Source organism: Aeromonas veronii, assembly GCF_040215105.1.
In the GTDB taxonomy this organism is placed as follows: Bacteria; Pseudomonadota; Gammaproteobacteria; order Enterobacterales; family Aeromonadaceae; genus Aeromonas; species Aeromonas veronii_G.
The window spans coordinates 3413185-3432109 of the sequence record NZ_CP157875.1 but is presented as its reverse complement, the minus strand read 5'-3'; the positions used below and the strand labels follow the sequence as shown (position 1 = coordinate 3432109).

Genomic DNA, 18925 nt, shown 5'->3' with positions numbered 1-18925 from the left:
AGTGCAGCCTGTGGCCGCCGTCGCTGTGTCTCAGATCCAGCCGAGATGGGTCAACCAGCCCTGGATGCGACCTGGGGTCTCGTCGAGCGCCATCAGGGCGTAGGGGCGGTAGTTGAGTTTGTGGCTGCGCCGACTCTCGCTGCGCCTGGCCTCGGCCGCCAGTAGGGGCCAGCGGGCCCCCTCCTCCTGATAGAGATCCAGAGTCGGGATGCTGACCTGGGCCACCTGCTTGGCCAGGGTCTGATTGCTCTGCGGGTTGGGGAAGAAACCATCCAGCAGCACCAGGGCGTCAGGGGCGGGTAGTTGCTCGCTGGTGATGAGGTTGGCGGCCCAGGCCGCGCTGGTGCCCTGGGCCAACAACAACTTGAAGCCCCCCTCCTGCAACTTGGCGTCGCTGAGCTTGACGATCCGCTCGGCAAATTGCTGGCGGAAGCTGTCGATGGATGCCTGTTTCTTCTCGGCCGCCGGATCCAGTTCGAACTGCTGGGGGGAGGGGAGCAGCAAGAGGGTATCGAAGCCGAGCCGGCCCAGATCCCGGGTCAGCTGCCAGAGCTGGCCGCTGCGTTGCCAGTCCGGCAACAGGATGGCGAGCCCCAGGTAGTTGTCGCTGCTGTGTCTGGCGAACAAGACCCGCTGCTTGTCCACCTGGGTGCTGTCCGGCAGACCCTGCCAGTCCCCCGATTGCCAGTGATCGAGGGGGGCTGGGGGCGTGATCTCGCTGGCCGGCACGGTGGTGCTTGCCAGCAGGCTCAACAACAGCAGTAAGGATGATTTGACCATAGGCGCTCCCCGGTTCACTGGGTTAGCGGCGGCGGGCCCGTTTTCTGAAGGGAAACGTGCGATGACGCGACAGGATCGTGCTGACAGGGGAAGGGCCATCCCTTCCCCTCAGCCCTCAGCAAGTGAGTCTGGCGAGCTGCCTGTCGTGCAGGGGAGTCAGGAGCAGCAGGGCGCTGATGGCGCCAACGAGGGCACAGAACATGTCGGACTGGGTGTCCCAGGGATCCCCCTGGGTGCCGAGGAACTCGTCGGCTCCCTGACCGAGCGCGAGGGCCGCTCCCCACTCGATCAGCTCATAACTGGCACTGATGGCCAGCACCACGCAGATGACGAGGAACGCCAGCATGCGCTTGCCCTGCACATGGTGACCTCGCAGCAGTATCTCCCGGCAGGCGAGGGCGGGGACGAAACCCTGGAAGAAGTGGCCAATCTTGTCATAGGGGTTGCGGCTGAGTTCAAACCACTGTTGCAGGTCGAAACCCAGCGGCACCCTGGCATAGGTATAGGTCCCCCCCAGCATCAGCACGGCGGCGTGCACGGTGATCCCGAGATAGAGCAGGGTGGTGAGGGGGAAGTGCTTGTGGGTGAGGATCAGCAGCGGCATGACGATGAGTACGGGGACGATTTCCAGCAGCCAGGTCAGCCGGTCATAGGGTTGCCAGCCGGAGAGCGCCAGCAGGATCAGGGTGAGCAACAGCAGCAGGATTTTTTGAGAAGATGTCATAGGGCGCCTGTGATGAAGAAGAAACCTGATGTCATGATGTAGCCGCAATTGTGGCCAATGAAAAGGGGCAATGGCATTTTCTCTGATCCTGGGCCTAGGGTCATTGACCGGGGCTGAACCAGCCGCGAACCTAGGGCAGATAAAGAAAAAGCGAGCCTTGGGCTCGCTTTTTGTCCGAACTGGCTTCGCAGTCAACTTAGTTGACGCGACGCTTGAACTCGCCGGTACGGGTATCGATTTCGATCTTGTCGCCGATCTCTACGAAGGCGGCAACGGCCAGCTCGTAGGTGGTGCCCTTCAGGCGGGCCGGCTTGGTCACTTTACCGGAGGTGTCGCCACGGGCGGCCGGCTCGGTGTACTCAACTTCGCGAACGATGGTGGTCGGCAGTTCTACGGAGATGGCTTTCTCGTTGTAGAAAGTCACTTCACACAGATCTTCCATGCCGTCTACCAGGTAGTTCAGCGCGTCACCCAGGTTGTCTTTCTCGACGTCGTACTGGTTGTACTCGGTATCCATGAAGACATACAGGGGGTCGGAGAAGTAGGAGTAGGTGCACTCTTTACGCTCCAGTTGAACGACTTCCAGCTTGTCGTCAGCCTTGAATACGGTCTCGGTGGCGCTGCCGTTCAGCAGGCCTTTCAGCTTCATCTTGACCACGGCGGAGTTACGGCCGGATTTGTTGAATTCGGCTTTCTGGACCACCATCGGCTCGGTACCGATCATGACGACGTTACCAGCGCGGATTTCCTGTGCGGTTTTCATGTAAAAATTCCTGTTCGTATACGGGCAGATAAAAACTGCCAGATTATATACGGCTTTCTAAAAATTTCACCAGCCGAGTGACGAGATCCCCGTCGACGAGCAGCTTCTGTGACCAGGCTCGCGCATGTTGTTGCCAAACTGTGGCGTATTGTGGCCATTGTGCCCAGAGTTCGCCGACATCGTGCCCGTGATTGAGGGCGTGGCTGACATCGCGCAGCCACTGGACCGCATCTGCGGGCAACGCCGCCAGATAGTGCGTGAGGAAGTCGTCCAGCTTGGCGATGTGGGCCTCATCGTCTTGGGGATAGATGTGCCACAGGAAGGGGTGGGCGGCCCACTGGGCCCGTATGAAGGAGTCCTCCCCGCGTACCAGGTTGAGATCGCAGCTCCAGAGCAGTCGATCGTAACCGGCCTGATCCGTCATCGGCAGCAGCTTGATACAAAGGTTACCCGCTTGCAGCCGATCTCCCGCGCTGGCTGTCGTGATGGCCTCCTCCAGCCCGGCGCCGGTGAGTACGTCATTGAGGGAGCGCCCGAGCGGCAGCAGCAGGGTGACCGGAGTAGTGCTCTGGCACCAGCTTTGCACCAGGCTTCCAAGTGCCGCGCTCTCGTAGGTAAAGAGGCTTATTCTCAGCTCATCTTGTGCCTTGGGGGCTAATCCCAGGCTGGCCCAGTAGGCATCGAGCCCCGCCTCATCTTGTTGCCACTGCTCTCGCGCCGCAATCAGCCCCTGTTCGCACAAGAGCCCCCCGGTCCTGGCGGTGAAGCCCGGGAAGAAGAAGTATTTGTCGAGACTCTGATTGCCGACCCGCTGGGGGGAGGCGAGGGCGTGGCACTCCTCGACCCAGGACTCGGCCGACAGGTACTCCAGGTTGATCCAGCAGGGCGGGGGGCTCTGCTGGGCCATGCGCTCGATGAAGGGGGTGGGCAGCGTGCAGGCAAAGGCCTCTATCACCACCCTGGCAGGTATGGTATCGGCGGGCAGGACATCGTGCCAGTGCTGGACATGGATGCCCTCCACCCATTGGCTGTCCTGGGCCGGATCCAGTCCGGGGCAGATGCGGGCGAAGCTCGCCAGATCGTCCACCCAGAGCCTGACGAGGCCATGATTCTCCTGCTGCAACTGACGGGCGAGCCGCCAGGTGACGCCGATGTCGCCGAAATTATCCACGACGGTGCAGAAGATATCCCAGTCAAACGGGGGGAGGGAGGGGGTCATGTCAGGGCATCCAGATGCAAAAAACCGGTGCGCAGGGTAGCACACCGGTGGCTTGGCTTCTAACGGTCGACGGCGGGGTCTAAGCGGGCGTTACTCCTTGCCGTAGATGTTGTTCTCCTGCTCCCACATGTGCACTGAGTTCAGCTCTTTGAGCTGTAGGCACAGGATCGCGGATTTATTCCTTGCCGTAGACGTTGTTTTCCTGCTCACGCACCCGGATGAAGGTAGTTCGCTTGGTCAGCTCTTTCAGCTGGCTGGCACCGACATAGGTACAGGTGGAGCGCACACCGCCGAGGATATCGCGCACGGTATTTTCCACCGGGCCGCGGTAGGGCAGCAGTACCGTCTTGCCCTCGGAGGAGCGATAGTCGGCGACGCCACCTGCGTGCTTGTCCATGGCGCTGGACGAGCTCATGCCGTAGAACTTCATGAAGGGGGATCCATCGACCTCCACCAGTTCGCCGCCGCACTCCTCGTGGGCCGCCAGCATGCCGCCCAGCATCACGAAGTCAGCACCGCCGCCAAAGGCCTTGGCCACATCCCCCGGGCAGGTGCAGCCGCCGTCACCGACGATCTGGCCGCCAAGGCCGTGGGCCGCATCGGCGCACTCGATGATGGCGGAAAGCTGGGGGTAGCCGACCCCGGTCTTGACGCGGGTGGTGCAGACCGAGCCCGGGCCTATGCCCACCTTGACGATGTCGGCACCGGAGAGGATCAGCTCCTCCACCATCTCGCCGGTGACCACGTTGCCTGCCAGGATGACGTGGTTCGGGCAGGCTTCGCGAATTTTGCGCAGGAACTCGACGAAGTGCTGGGAGTAGCCATTGGCGACATCCACGCAGATGAAGCGCAAGGCGTCGGACATGGCCAGGATCTGGCGGGTCTTGGTGAAGTCCTCCTCCGAGGTGCCGGTGGAGACCATCACGTGGCCGAGCAGGGCCGGGTCGGTGTCGTTCACGAAGGCTTGCCACTGCGCGAGGCTGTAGTGCTTGTGCACCGCCGTCATCATCTCGAAGCTGGCCAGAGTTTTTGCCATGGCGAAACTGCCCACGGTATCCATGTTGGCGGCGATGACGGGTACCCCCTGCCACTGGGTCTGGGTGTGCTTGAAGGTGAATTGACGGGTCAGGCTGACTTGGGAACGGCTCTTGAGAGTAGAGCGCTTGGGGCGGAACAGTACATCCTTGAAACCGAGCTTCAAGTCTTCTTCGATACGCATTGAGAATTCCTTTTTGAGCCTTGTTGGTGCGTCACTTTGCAGTGGCAAATTATCGGCAGGCACAAAAAAACCGCAGGTTTTCAAGGCCTCCGGTTTACAACAGTCTAGGCAAAAATCCCGTCAGAACAAGACTGATAATTTGCAAATCCTTGTGGTAGCCTTTGGCGTCACAACCTGAGCTCAGCGACGGGTGTCATCCAGCGCCACGTCAGGGACTCATCTCATCTCCTCGTTGCCCATTTTTTCTCCCCGGAGTCAGCCGCTGTCGCGGGACTTGGCCAAACCCTCGCCCATTGCTCACCCCTGACTGCTGCGGGGATCTTGCCAGTTGACACTCCCCTTGCGTCTGCTCACTCTGACAGGGCGAGCCACCAGAGGCCGAGCCCGATGAGGAAAAGATCATGCCCGGATCACACAAGGCCAGTTGGCTGTTATTGACCCTGCTTTGCCTGCCTGTGGCAGCCCAGGCCGCCCCCACCGTCTACGGCTGGGTCGAGAAGGGGTTGATCATGCCGGATACCCGTGCGAACAAGGGGGTGGCGGTGAAAATGAAGCTCGACACCGGCGCTCTCACCTCCTCGATGGATGCGCGCTCGCTGCAACACTTCAAACGCGATGGCAAGCCCTGGGTACGCTTCTCTCTGGTGCTGACCGATGCCAATACCGACAAGGAGGTGCGCCAGACGCTGGAGCGACCGGTTGAGCGCACCGTCACCGTGCGCGGCGCAGGGGGTATGGAGGAGCGGCCCACGGTGACCATATCCATCTGTCTCGGTTACAAGGTCTACAAGGAGTGGTTCACCCTGCGGGATCGCAGCGACATGAACTATCCGGTATTGCTGGGGCGGCGCCTGCTGGCCGAGTTGGGACCGGTGGACTCCAGCCGCACCTTCACCGTGCAGCCGAGCTGCGACTGATCCCTTCGCTTTTTGTGAATGAAAACGGCCCCGCGGGGCCGTTTTCTATTGGGGCTGACGGGCTGGGGCGGTGGCAGCGTGGGGGATGGGAAGCCAGATACTGACCTCCAGACCGCCGTGGGGGCGGTTGTGCACGTCCAGATCCGCGCCATGGAGCTCGGCGATGCGCGAGACGATGGCCATGCCGAGGCCCACCCCGTCCCCTTGCTGGGGATTGACCCGGAAGAAGCGTTCGCACAGGCGGGAGAGGGCGGCGGCCGGGATGCCGGGGCCGCTGTCCCTGACGTCGACTCTGACCCGGTTCCCCTCAGCTGTGACCACGACCGCTATCTCGCCATCGGCCGGCGTATAGCGCAGGGCGTTGTCGATGAGGTTGCTGAACATCAGGTCCATCAACACGCTCTGGCCCATGACCTGCAGGTGCTCTTCCCCCTCAAGGGATAGCTGCTGCCCCTTCTTGAGCGCCAGGGGGGCGAGGGCGGCGAGGGCCCCCTGCAGCAGGGTGCTGAGATCGAGGGGGGTGAGGGCCAGGGACTGCTGATTGTCGATGCGGGCCTGGGTCAGCAACTGGCGGATCAGCCGATCGCTGCGATCCAACGCCAGCAGCATCTTGTGCAGGGCCTGGTCGCGTTCCTGCTGATCCTCGGCGGCCATCAGGTTCTCACTGTGAATGCGCAGTACCGCGAGCGGCGTGCGCAGCTCATGGGCCGCCTCGTTGGTGAACTGCTTCTCCCGCGCTATGGTGTCCGCCAGGGTGTGCATCAGGCGGTTTATCTCGTTGACGATGGGCGTCAGCTCCCTGGCCTTGATGGTCAAGTTGAGGGGGCTCAGGTTGGCGGGGTGACGCTCGCTGATGGCCTGGGCCACCTGGCGCAGCGGAGAGAGACCGGTGGAGATGAGCCACCAGAGCAGGCCGAGCAGGAAGGGCAGGGTGATGAACAGGGGCAGCATGGTCAGGGTGGCCATGGTACTGGCCAGTTCGCCACGCTCGTCATCCCGCTCGGCGGCGATGAGCCAAGTGCCTTCCTCCTCGTTGTAGAGGGTGAAGGTACGCCATTCGTGATGATCCTTGGTCTCGCTGTTGAAACCGCGCTCCAGGGTGGTCAATGGTTGGGTCGGCGCGCTGGGGGAGCGCACCAGGATCTCCCCCTGCTCGTTGAGCAACTGGAAATAGAGATTGCGCTCAAACTCATGGCCATAGGGGGTGAACTCCCGATCCCGCGCCAGCAGATTGAGGCTGGTGTCCTTCTGGTAGGGCTCGGGGGCGTTCTGTTCCCACTCCTGATAGATGGCGCCGCCCTCGGGCAAGCGGCTGTGCTGGGCCATGTAGCCCTTGAGCAGCTGGTTGGTGATGCGGGCAGACTGGGCGAGACGGGCATCAAACAGCTCTTCCATCTCGTGGTTGGCCTCCAGATAACCGATGAAACCGCTGACGGCGAGACTGACGCTGACCAGGGCCAGAATGCCCGAGAGCAGGAAGCGGCGGATGGAGCGGACCCGGGTCATGACTGGGCGCCCGTTACTGGATTATCCAGGGGCGGCACTATGTAGCCGACGCCACGAATGTTGCGGATAAGCTCGGGGTAGAATTTCTTGCGCAGGTGATGGATGTGCACCTCCACCGCATTGCTCTCGGCCCCCTCGTCCCAGCCATAGAGGCTCTGCTGCAACTGCTCCTTGCTCAGCACCCGGCCAGAATGGCTTACCAGTTCCAGCAGGATCTTGTATTCATGGGGGGTGAGCCTGACGATCTCGCCCCGGTAGCTGGCCTGCTGGGCGTCCGGCTGGATCAGGATCTCGCCGTAGCTGATCATGGCCTGGGCCTGTCCCTTGCTGCGGCGCACCAGGGCCCGCAGGCGGGCATTGAGCTCCTGCAGGGCGAAGGGTTTGACCATGTAGTCATCGGAACCGGCGTCCAGCCCGATCACCCTGTCGTCCAGGGCATCGCGGGCGGTGAGGATCAACACCGGCAACTGATGGCCTTCCCGGCGCAGTTTGCGCAGCAGGCTGAGGCCGTCGATGTCCGGCAGGTTGAGATCCAGGATCATGGCGGCAAACTCATCGCTCTTGAGGGCCGCCAGGGTCGGCAACCCCAGTTGCAGCCAGTCCACCGTATAGCCGCTGTGGCGCAGGGCATCCTGCATGCCATCCCCCAGCATTACATCATCCTCCACCAGCAGGATCCGCATCGTCGTTTTTCTCCATAGGTCGGGCCGCCACAGCGGTGGGCGGCCTCAGTTTACATCATAAGGGGTGACAGGTGGCGACCCTTACCTGGCGTTGTGCTCCGTATCGCCAGCGGGCCCATGGCGGGCATAACGCTCGATGAGTGGTGCCTTGCGGGCCATCTGCCAGTCGATGAGCCAGGGGCAGAGGGCATTGAGGCGAACCATCAGTCCCTCTGGCCAGCCCAGCCAGCGGCGACGAGTCTCGCTGCACAGGGCGATGATGGCCTGCTCGGCCACGTCATAGGGGCTGTCGATGGGGGTGTCGATGGCCAGGTGCATGGCGTAGGCGGCCTCGGAGTCCAGCCGGGTACGGGTGGTGCGCGGGGCGAAATGGAGCACTCGGATGCCGGCCCCCGCCAGCTCACGGCCCAGGGCTTCGCTGAATCCGCGCAGGGCAAACTTGCTGGCGCAGTAGACGCTGTACCCCGGATAACCGACGCCACCGAGATTGGCCCCGATGTTCATGATGATGGCGGGCTTGCGCAGCCGGGGCAGCAGGGCGCGGGTTAGCTGGATGGGGGCCTCCACGTTGAGACGCAACTGGCGCTCCACCTGCTCCATGCTCTGATCTTCCAGCCAGGCAAACTGGAGGGTGGCGGCATTGTTGATGAGCACGTCCAGCCCCTCGTCCAGCGCCGGATGTTGCAACAGCTGGGACCGTTCGCCGGGCAGGGCGAGGTTGGCGATTGCTATCTGATGGCGCTCAGGATGGGGGAGCTCCCGGCGCAGGCGCTCCAGCGCGCTACCCTTGCGCCCTTGCAGCAACAGGTTTGCTCCTTGCGCTGCCAGCTCCTGGGCCAGCGCCTCCCCTATGCCGCCACTGGCGCCGGTGAGCAGCACGGTTTTTCCTTGCAGGTTCATGGTGAGGTGTCCATCGATAAGCCAGCCGAAGGGGCGAGTAGGCAGGGGCGATCATCGGGGGATCGCTGCCTTGCCCATGATGCCCAAGGTTAACGGGCGAGACTTAAGAGAGGATTAAGGGCTTGATAAGAGAGGAGCTTGGTTCTTCCGGGGAAGACTCTGGGTAAAAAACCTTGTCAGCGCCGCCCGGGGCAGGCAACCTGCGGGCCATCAACACCGAGCTCACCCACAGCGAGAACCCACGATGTCTGCCTCCCCCTCCTGCCCGCTCTGCGAGCATCCCCACAGCTACCCCTTGCCCGTGGCGGGCAAGCGTTACCATCGCTGCCAGGGCTGCGAACTGGTCTGGCTGGAGGCGGCGGATCATCTGGATGCCGGGGCGGAGAAGGCGGTCTATGACGGTCACGACAACCGGGTGGACGATCCCGGCTATCGCGGGTTTCTGATGCGCGCCTTCGGGGAGGTGCTGTCCCGGGTATCGCCCCCTGCCAGCGGCCTGGACTTTGGCTGTGGCCCAGGGCCTGCTCTCATCGCCATGGGGCGGGAAGCGGGTTACCAGATGGCGGGTTACGACAAGTTCTATGCCGACGAACCCGAGTTGCTCAACCGCCAGTATGATTTCATCACCAGCACCGAGGTGATCGAGCACCTGGCCGACCCCAGGGCCGTGCTGGACGGGCTCTGGCACTGCCTGAAATCCGGCGGCGTGCTGGTACTGCAGACCCAGCGGGTGCTGGGGGACGATCGCTTCAAAACCTGGCGCTATCGCCACGATCCCACCCACATCACCTTCTTCGCCGAGGCGTCGTTTCACACCCTGGGGAGCCGTTGGCAGGCCGGGGTCGCGTTCCCCCATTCGGATGTGGTGGTCTTCACCAAACCCTGAGGCCGCCGTTTCCATTTGCCGCCGAGTTGGGCATGCTGATGACCTGCTACCAAGGAGCCGGTTTCGCCATGTCCATCCCCCATCTCTCGCTGCAAGATGCCCGCCACCTGCAACTCGCCGCTCAAGGCTTGTTGACGCCCCCCAGACGCAAGGCAACCTCGGCCGATGTACTGGCCTGCATCCGCCGCATGGCGCTGCTGCAGATAGACACCATCCAGGTGGTAGCTCGCAGCCCCTATCTGGTGCTGTTCAGCCGTCTCGGTCACTACGAGCCGAGCTGGCTGGACAGCCTGCTGGCGCGAGGGGAGATCTTCGAATACTGGGCCCATGAGGCCTGCTTCGTACCTCGTGAGGACTATCGGCTGCTGCGCCACCGCATGCTGGATCCCGCCGCCATGGGCTGGAAGTTCTCCGCCCAGTGGCTCGAGACCCACCAAGACGAGATAACGCAGATCCTCGAGCGGGTGCGTGCGAGCGGGCCGGTGCGGGCCAGCGACTTCGAGCGCAAGGCGGGCAAGGGCAATGGCTGGTGGGACTGGAAACCCGAGAAGCGCCACCTGGAGGTGCTGTTCACCGCCGGCCAGCTGATGGTAAAGGAGCGCCACAACTTCCAGCGCATCTACGATCTCGCCGAGCGGGTGCGCCCGGACTGGGACGACGGCCGGGACTTGCCGAGCAAGGAGCGCGTGCAGCGAGACATGGTGCGCGCCAGTTGCCGGGCACTGGGGCTGGTCAAGACCGGCTGGGTGGCGGACTACTATCGACTGCGCCGGGGCAAGTACGATGAGCTGCTCCATCGACTGGCGGACGAGGGGGAGCTGTCGCCGGTGCGGGTGGAAGGCTGGCAGCACGGCGCCTTCGTGCACGCCGCATTGGCAGACGAGCTGGCGCGGGCGCAGGCAGGGACCCTCAAGGCGACCCACAGCGCCGTGCTGTCGCCCTTCGATCCCCTGGTGTGGGATCGCAAGCGGGCCAGCGAGCTGTTCGGGTTCGACTATCGCATCGAGTGCTACACCCCGGCCCCCAAGCGCCAGTACGGCTACTTCGTATTGCCCCTGCTGCGTCGCGGCAAGCTGGTGGGCAGGATGGACGCCAAGGCCCATCGCAAGGAAGGTGTGTTCGAGGTCAAGAGCCTCTATCTGGAGGACGGGGTCAAGGTGAGCCAGAGTCTGGCCCAGGATCTCCTCAACGCTATCCAGAAGCTGGCGGACTGGCACCAGACCCCGAGCCTGCGCCTTGGCGCCATTCCGGCACCCCTGCTGGCCCTGTGGCAGGCGTAGACCTCACCTCGTCTCAATGACAAAAGCCAGCCGTTATCCGCGGCTGGCTTTTTTGTTGGGCGGGGGCGCGTCAGAGGATCAGGTTCATCACCAGCATGGCGCCGAAGGCGTTGAGCACCGAGATGGCGATCATGATGGGGATGTAGCGTCCCTCGGTACCGATGCAGCCGAGGATGCGGCCCACGTACTGCACCTGGGAGCCCATCAGGTAGATGGCGGGGGCTAGGATGGCGATGTGGGTGCCGGTCAGTATGCCCTGGTCGAACAGGGTGATGACCACGCCGACGGCACCGCCCATGGACATCCAGGCGCCGATCAGCACGGCGGCCGCCTCGCCGGGCAGGCCGAAGACGGCCATGATGGGGGCGAAAATCGTGACCATGGCGCCGAGGGCACCGGTGATCTGCAGCGCCTTGATGATGACGAAGGCCATCAGCACGTTGGGCACGGTGGAGGTGGTGGCGATGACCCAGCCCTTCTTGGCCCCTTCCACGAAGATGTCGGTGACGATGGGTTTCTTGACGTTGGCCTGGCTCATTTGGCTTGCTCCTGGGCTGAAGTGGGGGCGTTCTCGCTGGACTTACCCTCGGTCAGGTTGAGGTAGAAGCGGAACAGATTGGCGCCGACGAACTTGAAGGCGAACATCACGATCACCGCGAGGCCGATGGAGGAGGCCACCGCCGGGGTGCCGTCCGCCAGGGTCAGGGTGAAGAGCACGGCGCCGGAGGAGAAGAAGTTCACTATGGTGGCGCCGGCGGAGAACTGGAACATGGTGAAGACGTCGGTCTCGCGCTGGGTGATGAGCTTTTCATCCTTAAGCTGACGGGTCATGGCGGCGCCGGCGTCCGTGCTCTGCAGGGAGGCGATGAGGGCGAGGCCGGTATTGCCCGGTACTCCCATCAAGGGGCGCAGCAACGGGGTCAGCAGCTTGCGGGCAGCCTCTAGGGCGCCGTAGTGCTCCAGCACGTTGATCATGCCGAGGGCGAACATCACGGTGGGGATCAGGGTCAGGGCGAACAGGAAGCCGTCCCGGGCGCCGTTGCCCCCCTTGCCCCGCATGTCGGTCATGGCGGTCTTGATGCCGTCACCACTGTCGCTGACGCTGTGCACCATGGTGCCGAACGATCCGTTGAGGGTGGTGAAATCGAACACCCCGTACCACTGATTGGACTGCAATAGCCCCGAGAAGAAGACGATGGCGAAGGCCAGTGCCAGGTAACTGCCCAGGGTCACCGAGCGTTTCTTGTTAGTCATGATTTGGCTCCATATGGAAAGAGTTTGGCTCGGGGTTGATTATGTTGGAGCCATTGACTGCCATGTTGATAATTATCAATTCACATCACTGCAAATGATGTATTTATCAGTGTTTTGTGGTGTGGATCTTTTGTTATTTGGAATATTGATTTGCAGGAGGTTGTCAGGGAGGGGCGAGTCCGGATGGCGGGAGCGTTGGGCATAAAAAAACCGGGCTCTGGGCCCGGTTTTTCAAGTGGTCAGCATCGGTTTACTGGAATACCAGCACCATCAGCAGACCGACGGTGATGGCGGACACCAGGAAAGCGAAGCCATAGAACACATAGTGGTGCAGCTTGGTGGTGTGGATCCCCAGATCGTGCAGACCGTGGTAGATCCGGTGCATGCCGTGCCAGATGGGCAGGGCGATGACCACCAGCAGGATGCAGGCACCCCACCAGGAGCTGGCGAAGGCGAGCACGCGCTCGTAGCTCATGGTCTCCACGTCCATGATGCCCATGGGCACCAGCAGACCTGTGATGAGGACCAGCACCGGCAGCAGCATGGCAACGACCATGCCACCGGCACCAAACAGACCCCAGTAGATGGGTTCGTCAGAACGTCTCATGATTTTCTCCTCAGGCCACGATGATCAGAACAAGCAGGGATACCACCGCCAGTGCCAGGTACTGGGCGATGACGATCGGCTTCTCCGGCACCAGGTCTTCACCACGGAAGATGCGCATGGCCTTGGGGGCCAGGGCGAACCAGGTCTTGGCGTGGAACAGGCAGGCTGCCAGCGCGATGACGTGGAACAGGATGGCGATCGGGCTTTGCAGGGATTCCAGCCAGCCGTTGAACGCTTCCTGACCCTGAACCAGTCGCATCAGACCCCACATCAGCACCACGGCGTAGATGGAGACGAAGATACTGGTGCCTTCGCGGATCATGTAACCGGTGTAGAAGGCGTTCTTCAGCCACCAGTCTTTCTTCATTTCGCGCACGTAGGGCTTACGTTTGCTCTGGGTGTTGTTCATGGTCTCACTCCTCAATCCGGCTTGAACATGGCGATCATGTAGTCCTTGGCGCTCTCGACCTTGCCAAGCTGGATGGCGGCGGCCGGATCCACACCCTTCGGACAGACATCAGAGCAGTAACCCACGAAGGTACAGCCCCAGACGCCCTCGTCCTGGCTCAGGATTTTCATCCGTTCCTTGGACGCGCTGTCGCGGTTGTCGGCGTTGTAGCGATAGGCCAGTGCCAGTGCAGCCGGACCGGTGAACTTCTTGTTGATGCCGTACTGCGGGCAGGCCGCGTAGCACAGACCGCAGTTGATGCACATGGAGAACTGGTGATACTTCGCCATGTCTGCCGGGGTCTGGGTGTACTCACCGTCGCACAGGCTGCGCGGTTCGCTTGGGATGATGTAGGGCTTGATGCTCTCCAGCTTCTCGATGAAGTCGGACATGTCCACCACCAGATCGCGCTCGATGGGGAAGTTGTTGAGCGGCTCTATGGTCATCTTGCCCGGCAGGTAGTCCCGCAGGAAGGTCTTGCAGCCGAGTTTGGGAATGCCGTTGACCATCATGCCGCAGGAGCCGCAGATCGCCATCCGGCAAGACCAACGGAAGCTCAAGGTGGAGTCCAGCTGATCCTTGATGTACTGCAGGGCGTCCAGCAGGGACATCTCTTTCAGGTAGGGCACCTGGAAGGTCTGCATCCAGGGCTCGTTGTCCTGCTCCGGTCGGTAGCGCAGGATCTCAATTTCGATCATCTCAGCCATTCTTCTTAGCCTCGTCTTGTTTCTCACCCTCGGAACCGTACACACGTTTTGCCGGTTGGGATTTAGTGATCTTCACATCGGAGTAATCGATGGTCGGGGCCCCTTCATCGTTGTAGAAGGAGAGAGTGTGCTTGAGGAAGTTCACGTCATCGCGCTCCTCATAACCGTCCAGACGCTGGTGGGAACCACGGGACTCTTTACGGTTGATGGCGGAGTGAGCCATGGCTTCGGCCACGTCCAGCATGTAGCCCAGTTCGATGGCGTACAGCAGGTCGGTGTTGAAGACAGAGGACTTGTCGTTGATCTTGATCTTCTTGTAGCGGGCCTTGAGCTCGTTGATCTTGTCGATGGTGCCCTGCATCAGCTCTTCGGTACGGTAGATACCGACCCCGGCTTCCATGGACATGCCAAGCTCGTTGCGGATATCGGCCGGGTTCTCGGTGCCGTCGATGTCCAGCAGGGCGAGATGCTGCTTGATGAGCGCTTCTGCCTTGGCGGCCAGAGCCTGGGTGTTGCCGTGATCCTGGGTCTTGGCGAATTCAGCGGCGTGCTCACCGGCCACCTTGCCGAACACCACGATCTCGGACAGGGAGTTGGAACCCAGACGGTTCGCGCCGTGCAGACCGACGGAGGCACACTCGCCCAGGGCATACAGACCCGGCATGCGGGTCGCGCACTGACCGTTGGTCTCGATGCCACCCATGGTGTAGTGGGCGGTCGGGCGTACCGGGATCGGCTCTTTCACCGGATCCACACCCACGTAGGCCTTGGCCAGCTCGCAGATGAAGGGCAGACGCTCTTTGAGGTACTTCTCGCCGAGGTGACGCAGGTCCAGGTGAACCACATCCCCCATGGGGCCCTGGATCACGCGGCCTTTTTGCTGCTCTTGCCAGAATGCCTGGGAGAGGCGATCGCGCGGACCCAGTTCCATGTGCTTGTTCTTCGGCTGGCCGACCGGCGTTTCCGGGCCCAGACCGTAGTCTTGCAGGTAGCGGTAGCCATCCTTGTTGACCAGGATGCCACCCTCACCACGACAACCTTCGGTCATCAGGATGCCGGTACCGGGCAGGCCGGTCGGGTGATACTGCACGAATTCCATGTCGCGCAGGGGCACGCCGTGGCGGTAGGCCAGCGCCATGCCGTCACCGGTGACGATGCCGCCGTTGGTGTTGTAGCGATAGACACGGCCGGCGCCGCCGGTGGCCAGAATGACGGATTTGGCCTGGATGAAGCGGGTGATGCCGTTCTGGATGTCGAAGGTCAGGACACCTTGCACGCGGCCATCTTCCACGATCAAGTCCATGCAGAAGTGCTCGTCGAAGCGCTTGATGCTCGGATACTTGATAGAGGTCTGGAACAGGGTGTGCAGGATGTGGAAACCGGATTTGTCGGCGGCAAACCAGGTGCGGGGGATCTTCATCCCGCCGAAGCGGCGCACGTTCGCCTTGCCGTCCGGCTTGCGGCTCCAGGGGCAGCCCCAGTGCTCCAGCTGGATCATCTCGTTGGTGGCGTTGTGGACGAAGTAATCGACCACGTCCTGCTCACACAACCAGTCGCCACCGGATACGGTGTCGTTGAAGTGGTTCTCGAGGGAGTCATCGTCACGGACGACACCGGCGGCGCCGCCTTCTGCGGCCACTGTGTGGCTGCGCATCGGGTAAACCTTGGAAATCAGGGCGATATCCAGTTCCGGGTGAGCTTCCGCGATGGCGATAGCGGCACGCAGGCCACCACCACCGGCACCGATGATGGCGACATCGGTCTTGATAATATCCACATCTGCCTCCTTAGGGATAGATTTGCTAGGCACGATTTTGCTCTATGAAAAAAATTCAGGCTTGATGCAAGTCAAACTGCTTTGTTTTAGTGCGTGGCAATGGTGGTTTTCGTTGAAACCACCCCATTCCTTGGAGAAAAATGCCGTCGTTATCGCCATCCATCGCTGTTCCGGATCGGCCGCAGCCATTGCCTTCATTGCTTTAACCCCAAGATTGTACGTATTTTTCTTTCAGTAAAATGAGAAATACCTCTCTTTTTAGGTATTACCCATAAAGTTTTTAAGTTTTTTATCAAGAAAATTTAATAATAATTATTCACATCTTGTTTGTGGCCAAAAGGCTTCGAAAAAGTAATGCGAATATAGCCGCGATGGGATTCTAATGCGTCATCTCATTGGCCGAAGGGGGAGGCAGATCACAGCATAGCGGTGGTGAAGGACAATTATAACCATTGAAATGAAAAGGGTTTTACTAAAAAAGAGGGCCCATCAGGCCCTCTCTGTCATCTTGTCGGAATGAGATCAAATCCGGAACATGCCCACCTGATTGTTCAGCTCGCCTGAGATATTTTTGAGCTGGGCCGACAGGTTGCGGGAGCTGTCCGCATCCACCGCCAGCTCGTCCGAGACATCCTTGACCGCCTGGATATTGCGGCTGACCTCGTCGGTGACCGCCCGCTGCTCCTCGGCGGCGCTGGAGATCTGGGTCGCCATGTCGGAGATCTGGTTGATGGAGGTGGTGATCTGCTCCAGCGCCTGGGTGGCATCGTTCGCATCTTCCACGCTGTTCTGAGCCAGCAACTGGCCTTCGTGCATGGTGCTGACCGCCCCCTGAGTGTTGCGCTGCAGGGTCTCTATCATGCTGCGGATCTCGACGGTGGAGCTGTGGGTGCGCTGGGACAGCACCCGCACCTCGTCGGCCACCACGGCGAAGCCACGGCCCTGTTCGCCGGCCCGGGCCGCCTCGATGGCGGCGTTCAGCGCCAACAGGTTGGTCTGTTCGGCGATGCCCTGGATGGTGGAGAGGATGGTGTTGATCTCCTGCGCATTTTTCTCCAGCTCCTGGATGATGCCGGAGGCCTGCTTGACCTGGGTCGCCAGATCCGTGATGGAGCGCTGGTTGCGGGCGATCACCTGCTTGCCGTGTTCACAGCTGCTGGAGCTGCTGCGGGCGGCCTCGGCGGTCTGCTCGGCGTTGCTGGCCACCTCCACCGCGGTGGCGGACATCTCGTGTACCGCGGTCGCAATCTGGGAGATCTCGTTCTGCTGGCGCGCCAACCCCTGATTGGACTTCTCCGCCATGTCGTGGGAGGACCTGGCCTGCTGGTTCAACTGACCGGAGGAGTTGGAAATGTCCTGCACCATCATGTGGATGCGTTCGATGAAGGTGTTGACGTGGCTGGCGACGGCGCCCACCTCGTCCTGGCGCTCGATCTTGATGCGGCGGGTCAGATCGCCGTTGCCACGGGAGAGATCCGCGATGGCCTCGCCCAGGGTTTTCAGCGGCGCCAGGGAGCCGTTGATGGCGACGTAGGAGAAGCCCGCCACGATGAGGATGGTGAACAGCCCCTGCAGCAAGGCCGAGGTCACCATGCGGGAGACGGACTGATAGGCGACCGCCTCATCTACGACGATACCGAAATACCAGTTGGTGTTGGGGATCTCGGTCAAGTCGAACACGCTCGCCTTGCCGCTGATCTCCATCTCGGAGATGGTGTTGTCGTGGGCCAGTTCGTTGACCTTGGCGGGGGTCAGGTCCGGGGAGAGGGCGGTGGCCTGTTTCAGGGTCAGCGAGGTGTCCGGGTGGGCGATGATGGTGCCGTTGCTGTCCAGCAGGATGGCGTAGGTGCCCTCCGAGTTTGTGGCCAGCACGTCTTTCACCAGACCGTCGATGGAGACGTCACCGGCGATCACCCCCTGGGTGTTGCCGCGAGTGAAGGGCTCGGCGATGGTGATGATGAGGTTGCCCGAGGCGGCGTCGGCGTAGGGGGCCGTGATGGCGAGCTTGCCGGCCGCGGTGGCGTCCTTGTACCAGGGGCGCTGGCGCGGATCATAGCCGGCGGGCAGGTCGGTGGGCTTGCTCTGGATCATGCGGCCATCCTGGGTGCCCGCATAGACCAGATCGAAGTTGCCCGCGTGCATGGACTGGGCCAGGTGGCTGATGGGCTCATCCTCCTTGGCAAACGCCTCCTTGGTGGAGGTCACCATGCTGATGCGGGCGTCGAGCCAGCGGGAGATCCCCTTGACGTTGGCGGCGGAGCTGTCGTCGATAAAGCTCCAGATCAGGCGCTGGGTCTCGCTGCGCAGTTGGGTGGTGTTGTACCAGACCTGCAGGCCGGTGATGAGCAAAATGATGATCCCGATGGCCAGGACCAGCTTGTTCTTGATCGATAGATTCATGGTTACATCCTTGTGAGCGTCAGTCTGAGATCTGCGGTGCTTTTATTGTTATTGGCCAAATTTGTATCGGCCTGCCGTGCATTTTATGTATCCCGATGCGCACTTATTTTCAGTTTTTTTCACCTCCCATGGCCCGCCAGGGCGCGTAAATACTCACTTGAATCGATCTGGTCGGTTGGTAAAGATGCCATCGACACCCATGGCTGCGAGTGTGTCTCTGTCACTCACCTCATCGACCGTATAGACCAGGACCTTTAGCCCTCGTTGGTGGGCGTCCGCCACCAGCTCCGCATCCACGAAGTCCACGTCGCAGTTGAGGGACCAGGCCCCGAGTCGCTCGGCGAACTCGGCCAGCTGGAGCGGCAGGTTGGCGGTCAGGGCGCCGATCCTGAGTTCGGGCCGCACTGCCTTGAAGAGGGCGAGCTCCGGATGGTGGAAGGAGGAGATGACCCAGTGGGCCGGGGTGAAGCCGAGCTCCGCCTCGGCGCGCTGGGTCAGGGCGGCCACCGCCTCTGCGGTGTGGGCTCCCTTGAGCTCGATATGCAGCTCGCAGCGCCCCGCAATCAGGGTCATCACCTGCCACAGGGTCGGGATCGATTCCCCCTGACCCGCATCCAGGTTCATCAGATAGGCGGTCGACTGTTCGGTGAGCACCCCGTGACCATCGGTGCAGCGCTCCAACCGCCGGTCATGGAACACCCAGAGCTCGCCATCTGCCCACTGTACGTCCAGCTCGATGGCCCCGGCGCCAAGCTCGATGGCGACTGCCATAGCCTTGAGGGTATTCTCCGGCGCCAGTCCGCTGGCACCTCTATGGGCAATGATCTGCATGGATGTCACTCCTCTCTCTGGGTC

At 61.6% G+C, this 18925-nt stretch carries 19 protein-coding genes; 3 read left to right on the top strand and 16 right to left on the bottom strand.

Annotated elements, in window-relative coordinates; all coding sequences use genetic code 11:
- Window positions 1-30 precede the first annotated feature (30 nt).
- From ABNP46_RS15775 to ABNP46_RS15755, 5 genes are all read right to left on the bottom strand, one after another.
- Window positions 31-780 carry a DUF3530 family protein gene (locus ABNP46_RS15775; RefSeq protein ID WP_349919085.1) on the bottom strand — a complete coding sequence of 250 codons (750 nt, stop codon included), beginning with the start codon at window positions 778-780 and terminating at the stop codon, window positions 31-33.
- 115 nt (window positions 781-895) lie between these two features.
- Window positions 896-1504: a DUF2238 domain-containing protein gene (locus tag ABNP46_RS15770; RefSeq protein WP_349919083.1), complete on the bottom strand. Its 609-nt coding sequence runs from the start codon at window positions 1502-1504 to the stop codon at window positions 896-898.
- Between the two features lie 196 nt (window positions 1505-1700).
- The gene (gene efp, locus ABNP46_RS15765; RefSeq protein WP_349919081.1) at window positions 1701-2267 is read right to left on the bottom strand and encodes an elongation factor P; all 567 of its coding nucleotides are present in this window, start codon (window positions 2265-2267) and stop codon (window positions 1701-1703) included.
- 43 nt (window positions 2268-2310) lie between these two features.
- A complete protein-coding gene (earP, locus tag ABNP46_RS15760) occupies window positions 2311-3486 on the bottom strand; it encodes an elongation factor P maturation arginine rhamnosyltransferase EarP (RefSeq protein WP_349919079.1) in 1176 nt (391 codons plus the stop codon).
- Between the two features lie 175 nt (window positions 3487-3661).
- On the bottom strand, window positions 3662-4705 hold the full coding sequence (locus tag ABNP46_RS15755) for a GMP reductase (protein ID WP_349919077.1): 1044 nt from the start codon (window positions 4703-4705) through the stop codon (window positions 3662-3664).
- A gap of 401 nt (window positions 4706-5106) precedes the next feature.
- Here ABNP46_RS15755 and ABNP46_RS15750 point away from each other — a divergent pair, with 401 nt between their 5' ends.
- Window positions 5107-5622, top strand: coding sequence for an ATP-dependent zinc protease family protein (locus tag ABNP46_RS15750; RefSeq protein WP_349919076.1), 516 nt, complete (start codon window positions 5107-5109; stop codon window positions 5620-5622).
- 45 nt (window positions 5623-5667) lie between these two features.
- Here the strand turns inward: ABNP46_RS15750 and ABNP46_RS15745 are convergent, their stop codons facing one another.
- The 3 genes from ABNP46_RS15745 to ABNP46_RS15735 all read right to left on the bottom strand — a co-directional run bounded on the left by ABNP46_RS15745 (window position 5668) and on the right by ABNP46_RS15735 (window position 8711).
- A complete protein-coding gene (locus ABNP46_RS15745) occupies window positions 5668-7128 on the bottom strand; it encodes an ATP-binding protein (RefSeq protein WP_349919074.1) in 1461 nt (486 codons plus the stop codon).
- Entirely contained in the window at window positions 7125-7811 is a 687-nt protein-coding gene (locus tag ABNP46_RS15740; RefSeq protein WP_349919072.1) for a response regulator, read from the bottom strand. The genes ABNP46_RS15745 and ABNP46_RS15740 overlap by 4 nt, the downstream gene beginning before the upstream one ends.
- An 81-nt stretch (window positions 7812-7892) precedes the next feature.
- Entirely contained in the window at window positions 7893-8711 is an 819-nt protein-coding gene (locus ABNP46_RS15735) for an SDR family oxidoreductase (RefSeq protein ID WP_349919070.1), read from the bottom strand.
- A gap of 244 nt (window positions 8712-8955) precedes the next feature.
- Here ABNP46_RS15735 and ABNP46_RS15730 point away from each other — a divergent pair, with 244 nt between their 5' ends.
- Entirely contained in the window at window positions 8956-9597 is a 642-nt protein-coding gene (locus ABNP46_RS15730; RefSeq protein ID WP_349919068.1) for a class I SAM-dependent methyltransferase, read from the top strand.
- A 68-nt stretch (window positions 9598-9665) separates the two neighbouring features.
- Entirely contained in the window at window positions 9666-10877 is a 1212-nt protein-coding gene (locus tag ABNP46_RS15725) for a winged helix-turn-helix domain-containing protein (RefSeq protein WP_349922518.1), read from the top strand.
- Between the two features lie 70 nt (window positions 10878-10947).
- On the opposite strand, the gene ABNP46_RS15720 is transcribed toward ABNP46_RS15725, so the two are convergent.
- The 8 genes from ABNP46_RS15720 to ABNP46_RS15685 all read right to left on the bottom strand — a co-directional run bounded on the left by ABNP46_RS15720 (window position 10948) and on the right by ABNP46_RS15685 (window position 18901).
- Window positions 10948-11415, bottom strand: coding sequence for a YjiG family protein (locus tag ABNP46_RS15720; RefSeq protein WP_349919066.1), 468 nt, complete (start codon window positions 11413-11415; stop codon window positions 10948-10950).
- A complete protein-coding gene (locus ABNP46_RS15715) occupies window positions 11412-12131 on the bottom strand; it encodes a nucleoside recognition domain-containing protein (protein WP_349919065.1) in 720 nt (239 codons plus the stop codon). The genes ABNP46_RS15720 and ABNP46_RS15715 overlap by 4 nt, the downstream gene beginning before the upstream one ends.
- A 250-nt stretch (window positions 12132-12381) precedes the next feature.
- The gene (frdD, locus tag ABNP46_RS15710) at window positions 12382-12738 is read right to left on the bottom strand and encodes a fumarate reductase subunit FrdD (RefSeq protein WP_100861283.1); all 357 of its coding nucleotides are present in this window, start codon (window positions 12736-12738) and stop codon (window positions 12382-12384) included.
- 10 nt (window positions 12739-12748) lie between these two features.
- Window positions 12749-13147 (bottom strand): fumarate reductase subunit C, encoded by a 399-nt coding sequence (locus tag ABNP46_RS15705; RefSeq protein WP_349919063.1) that lies wholly within the window; start codon window positions 13145-13147, stop codon window positions 12749-12751.
- Between the two features lie 11 nt (window positions 13148-13158).
- Window positions 13159-13893, bottom strand: a complete 735-nt coding sequence (locus ABNP46_RS15700) for a succinate dehydrogenase/fumarate reductase iron-sulfur subunit (protein ID WP_349919062.1) — start codon at window positions 13891-13893, stop codon at window positions 13159-13161.
- The gene (gene frdA, locus ABNP46_RS15695; protein WP_349919061.1) at window positions 13886-15670 is read right to left on the bottom strand and encodes a fumarate reductase (quinol) flavoprotein subunit; all 1785 of its coding nucleotides are present in this window, start codon (window positions 15668-15670) and stop codon (window positions 13886-13888) included. Before frdA ends, ABNP46_RS15700 begins: the two co-directional genes overlap by 8 nt.
- A 522-nt stretch (window positions 15671-16192) precedes the next feature.
- A complete protein-coding gene (locus ABNP46_RS15690) occupies window positions 16193-18070 on the bottom strand; it encodes a methyl-accepting chemotaxis protein (RefSeq protein WP_349919059.1) in 1878 nt (625 codons plus the stop codon).
- 153 nt (window positions 18071-18223) lie between these two features.
- Window positions 18224-18901, bottom strand: coding sequence for a glycerophosphodiester phosphodiesterase (locus ABNP46_RS15685; protein WP_349919058.1), 678 nt, complete (start codon window positions 18899-18901; stop codon window positions 18224-18226).
- Between the last annotated feature and the right edge of the window lie 24 nt (window positions 18902-18925).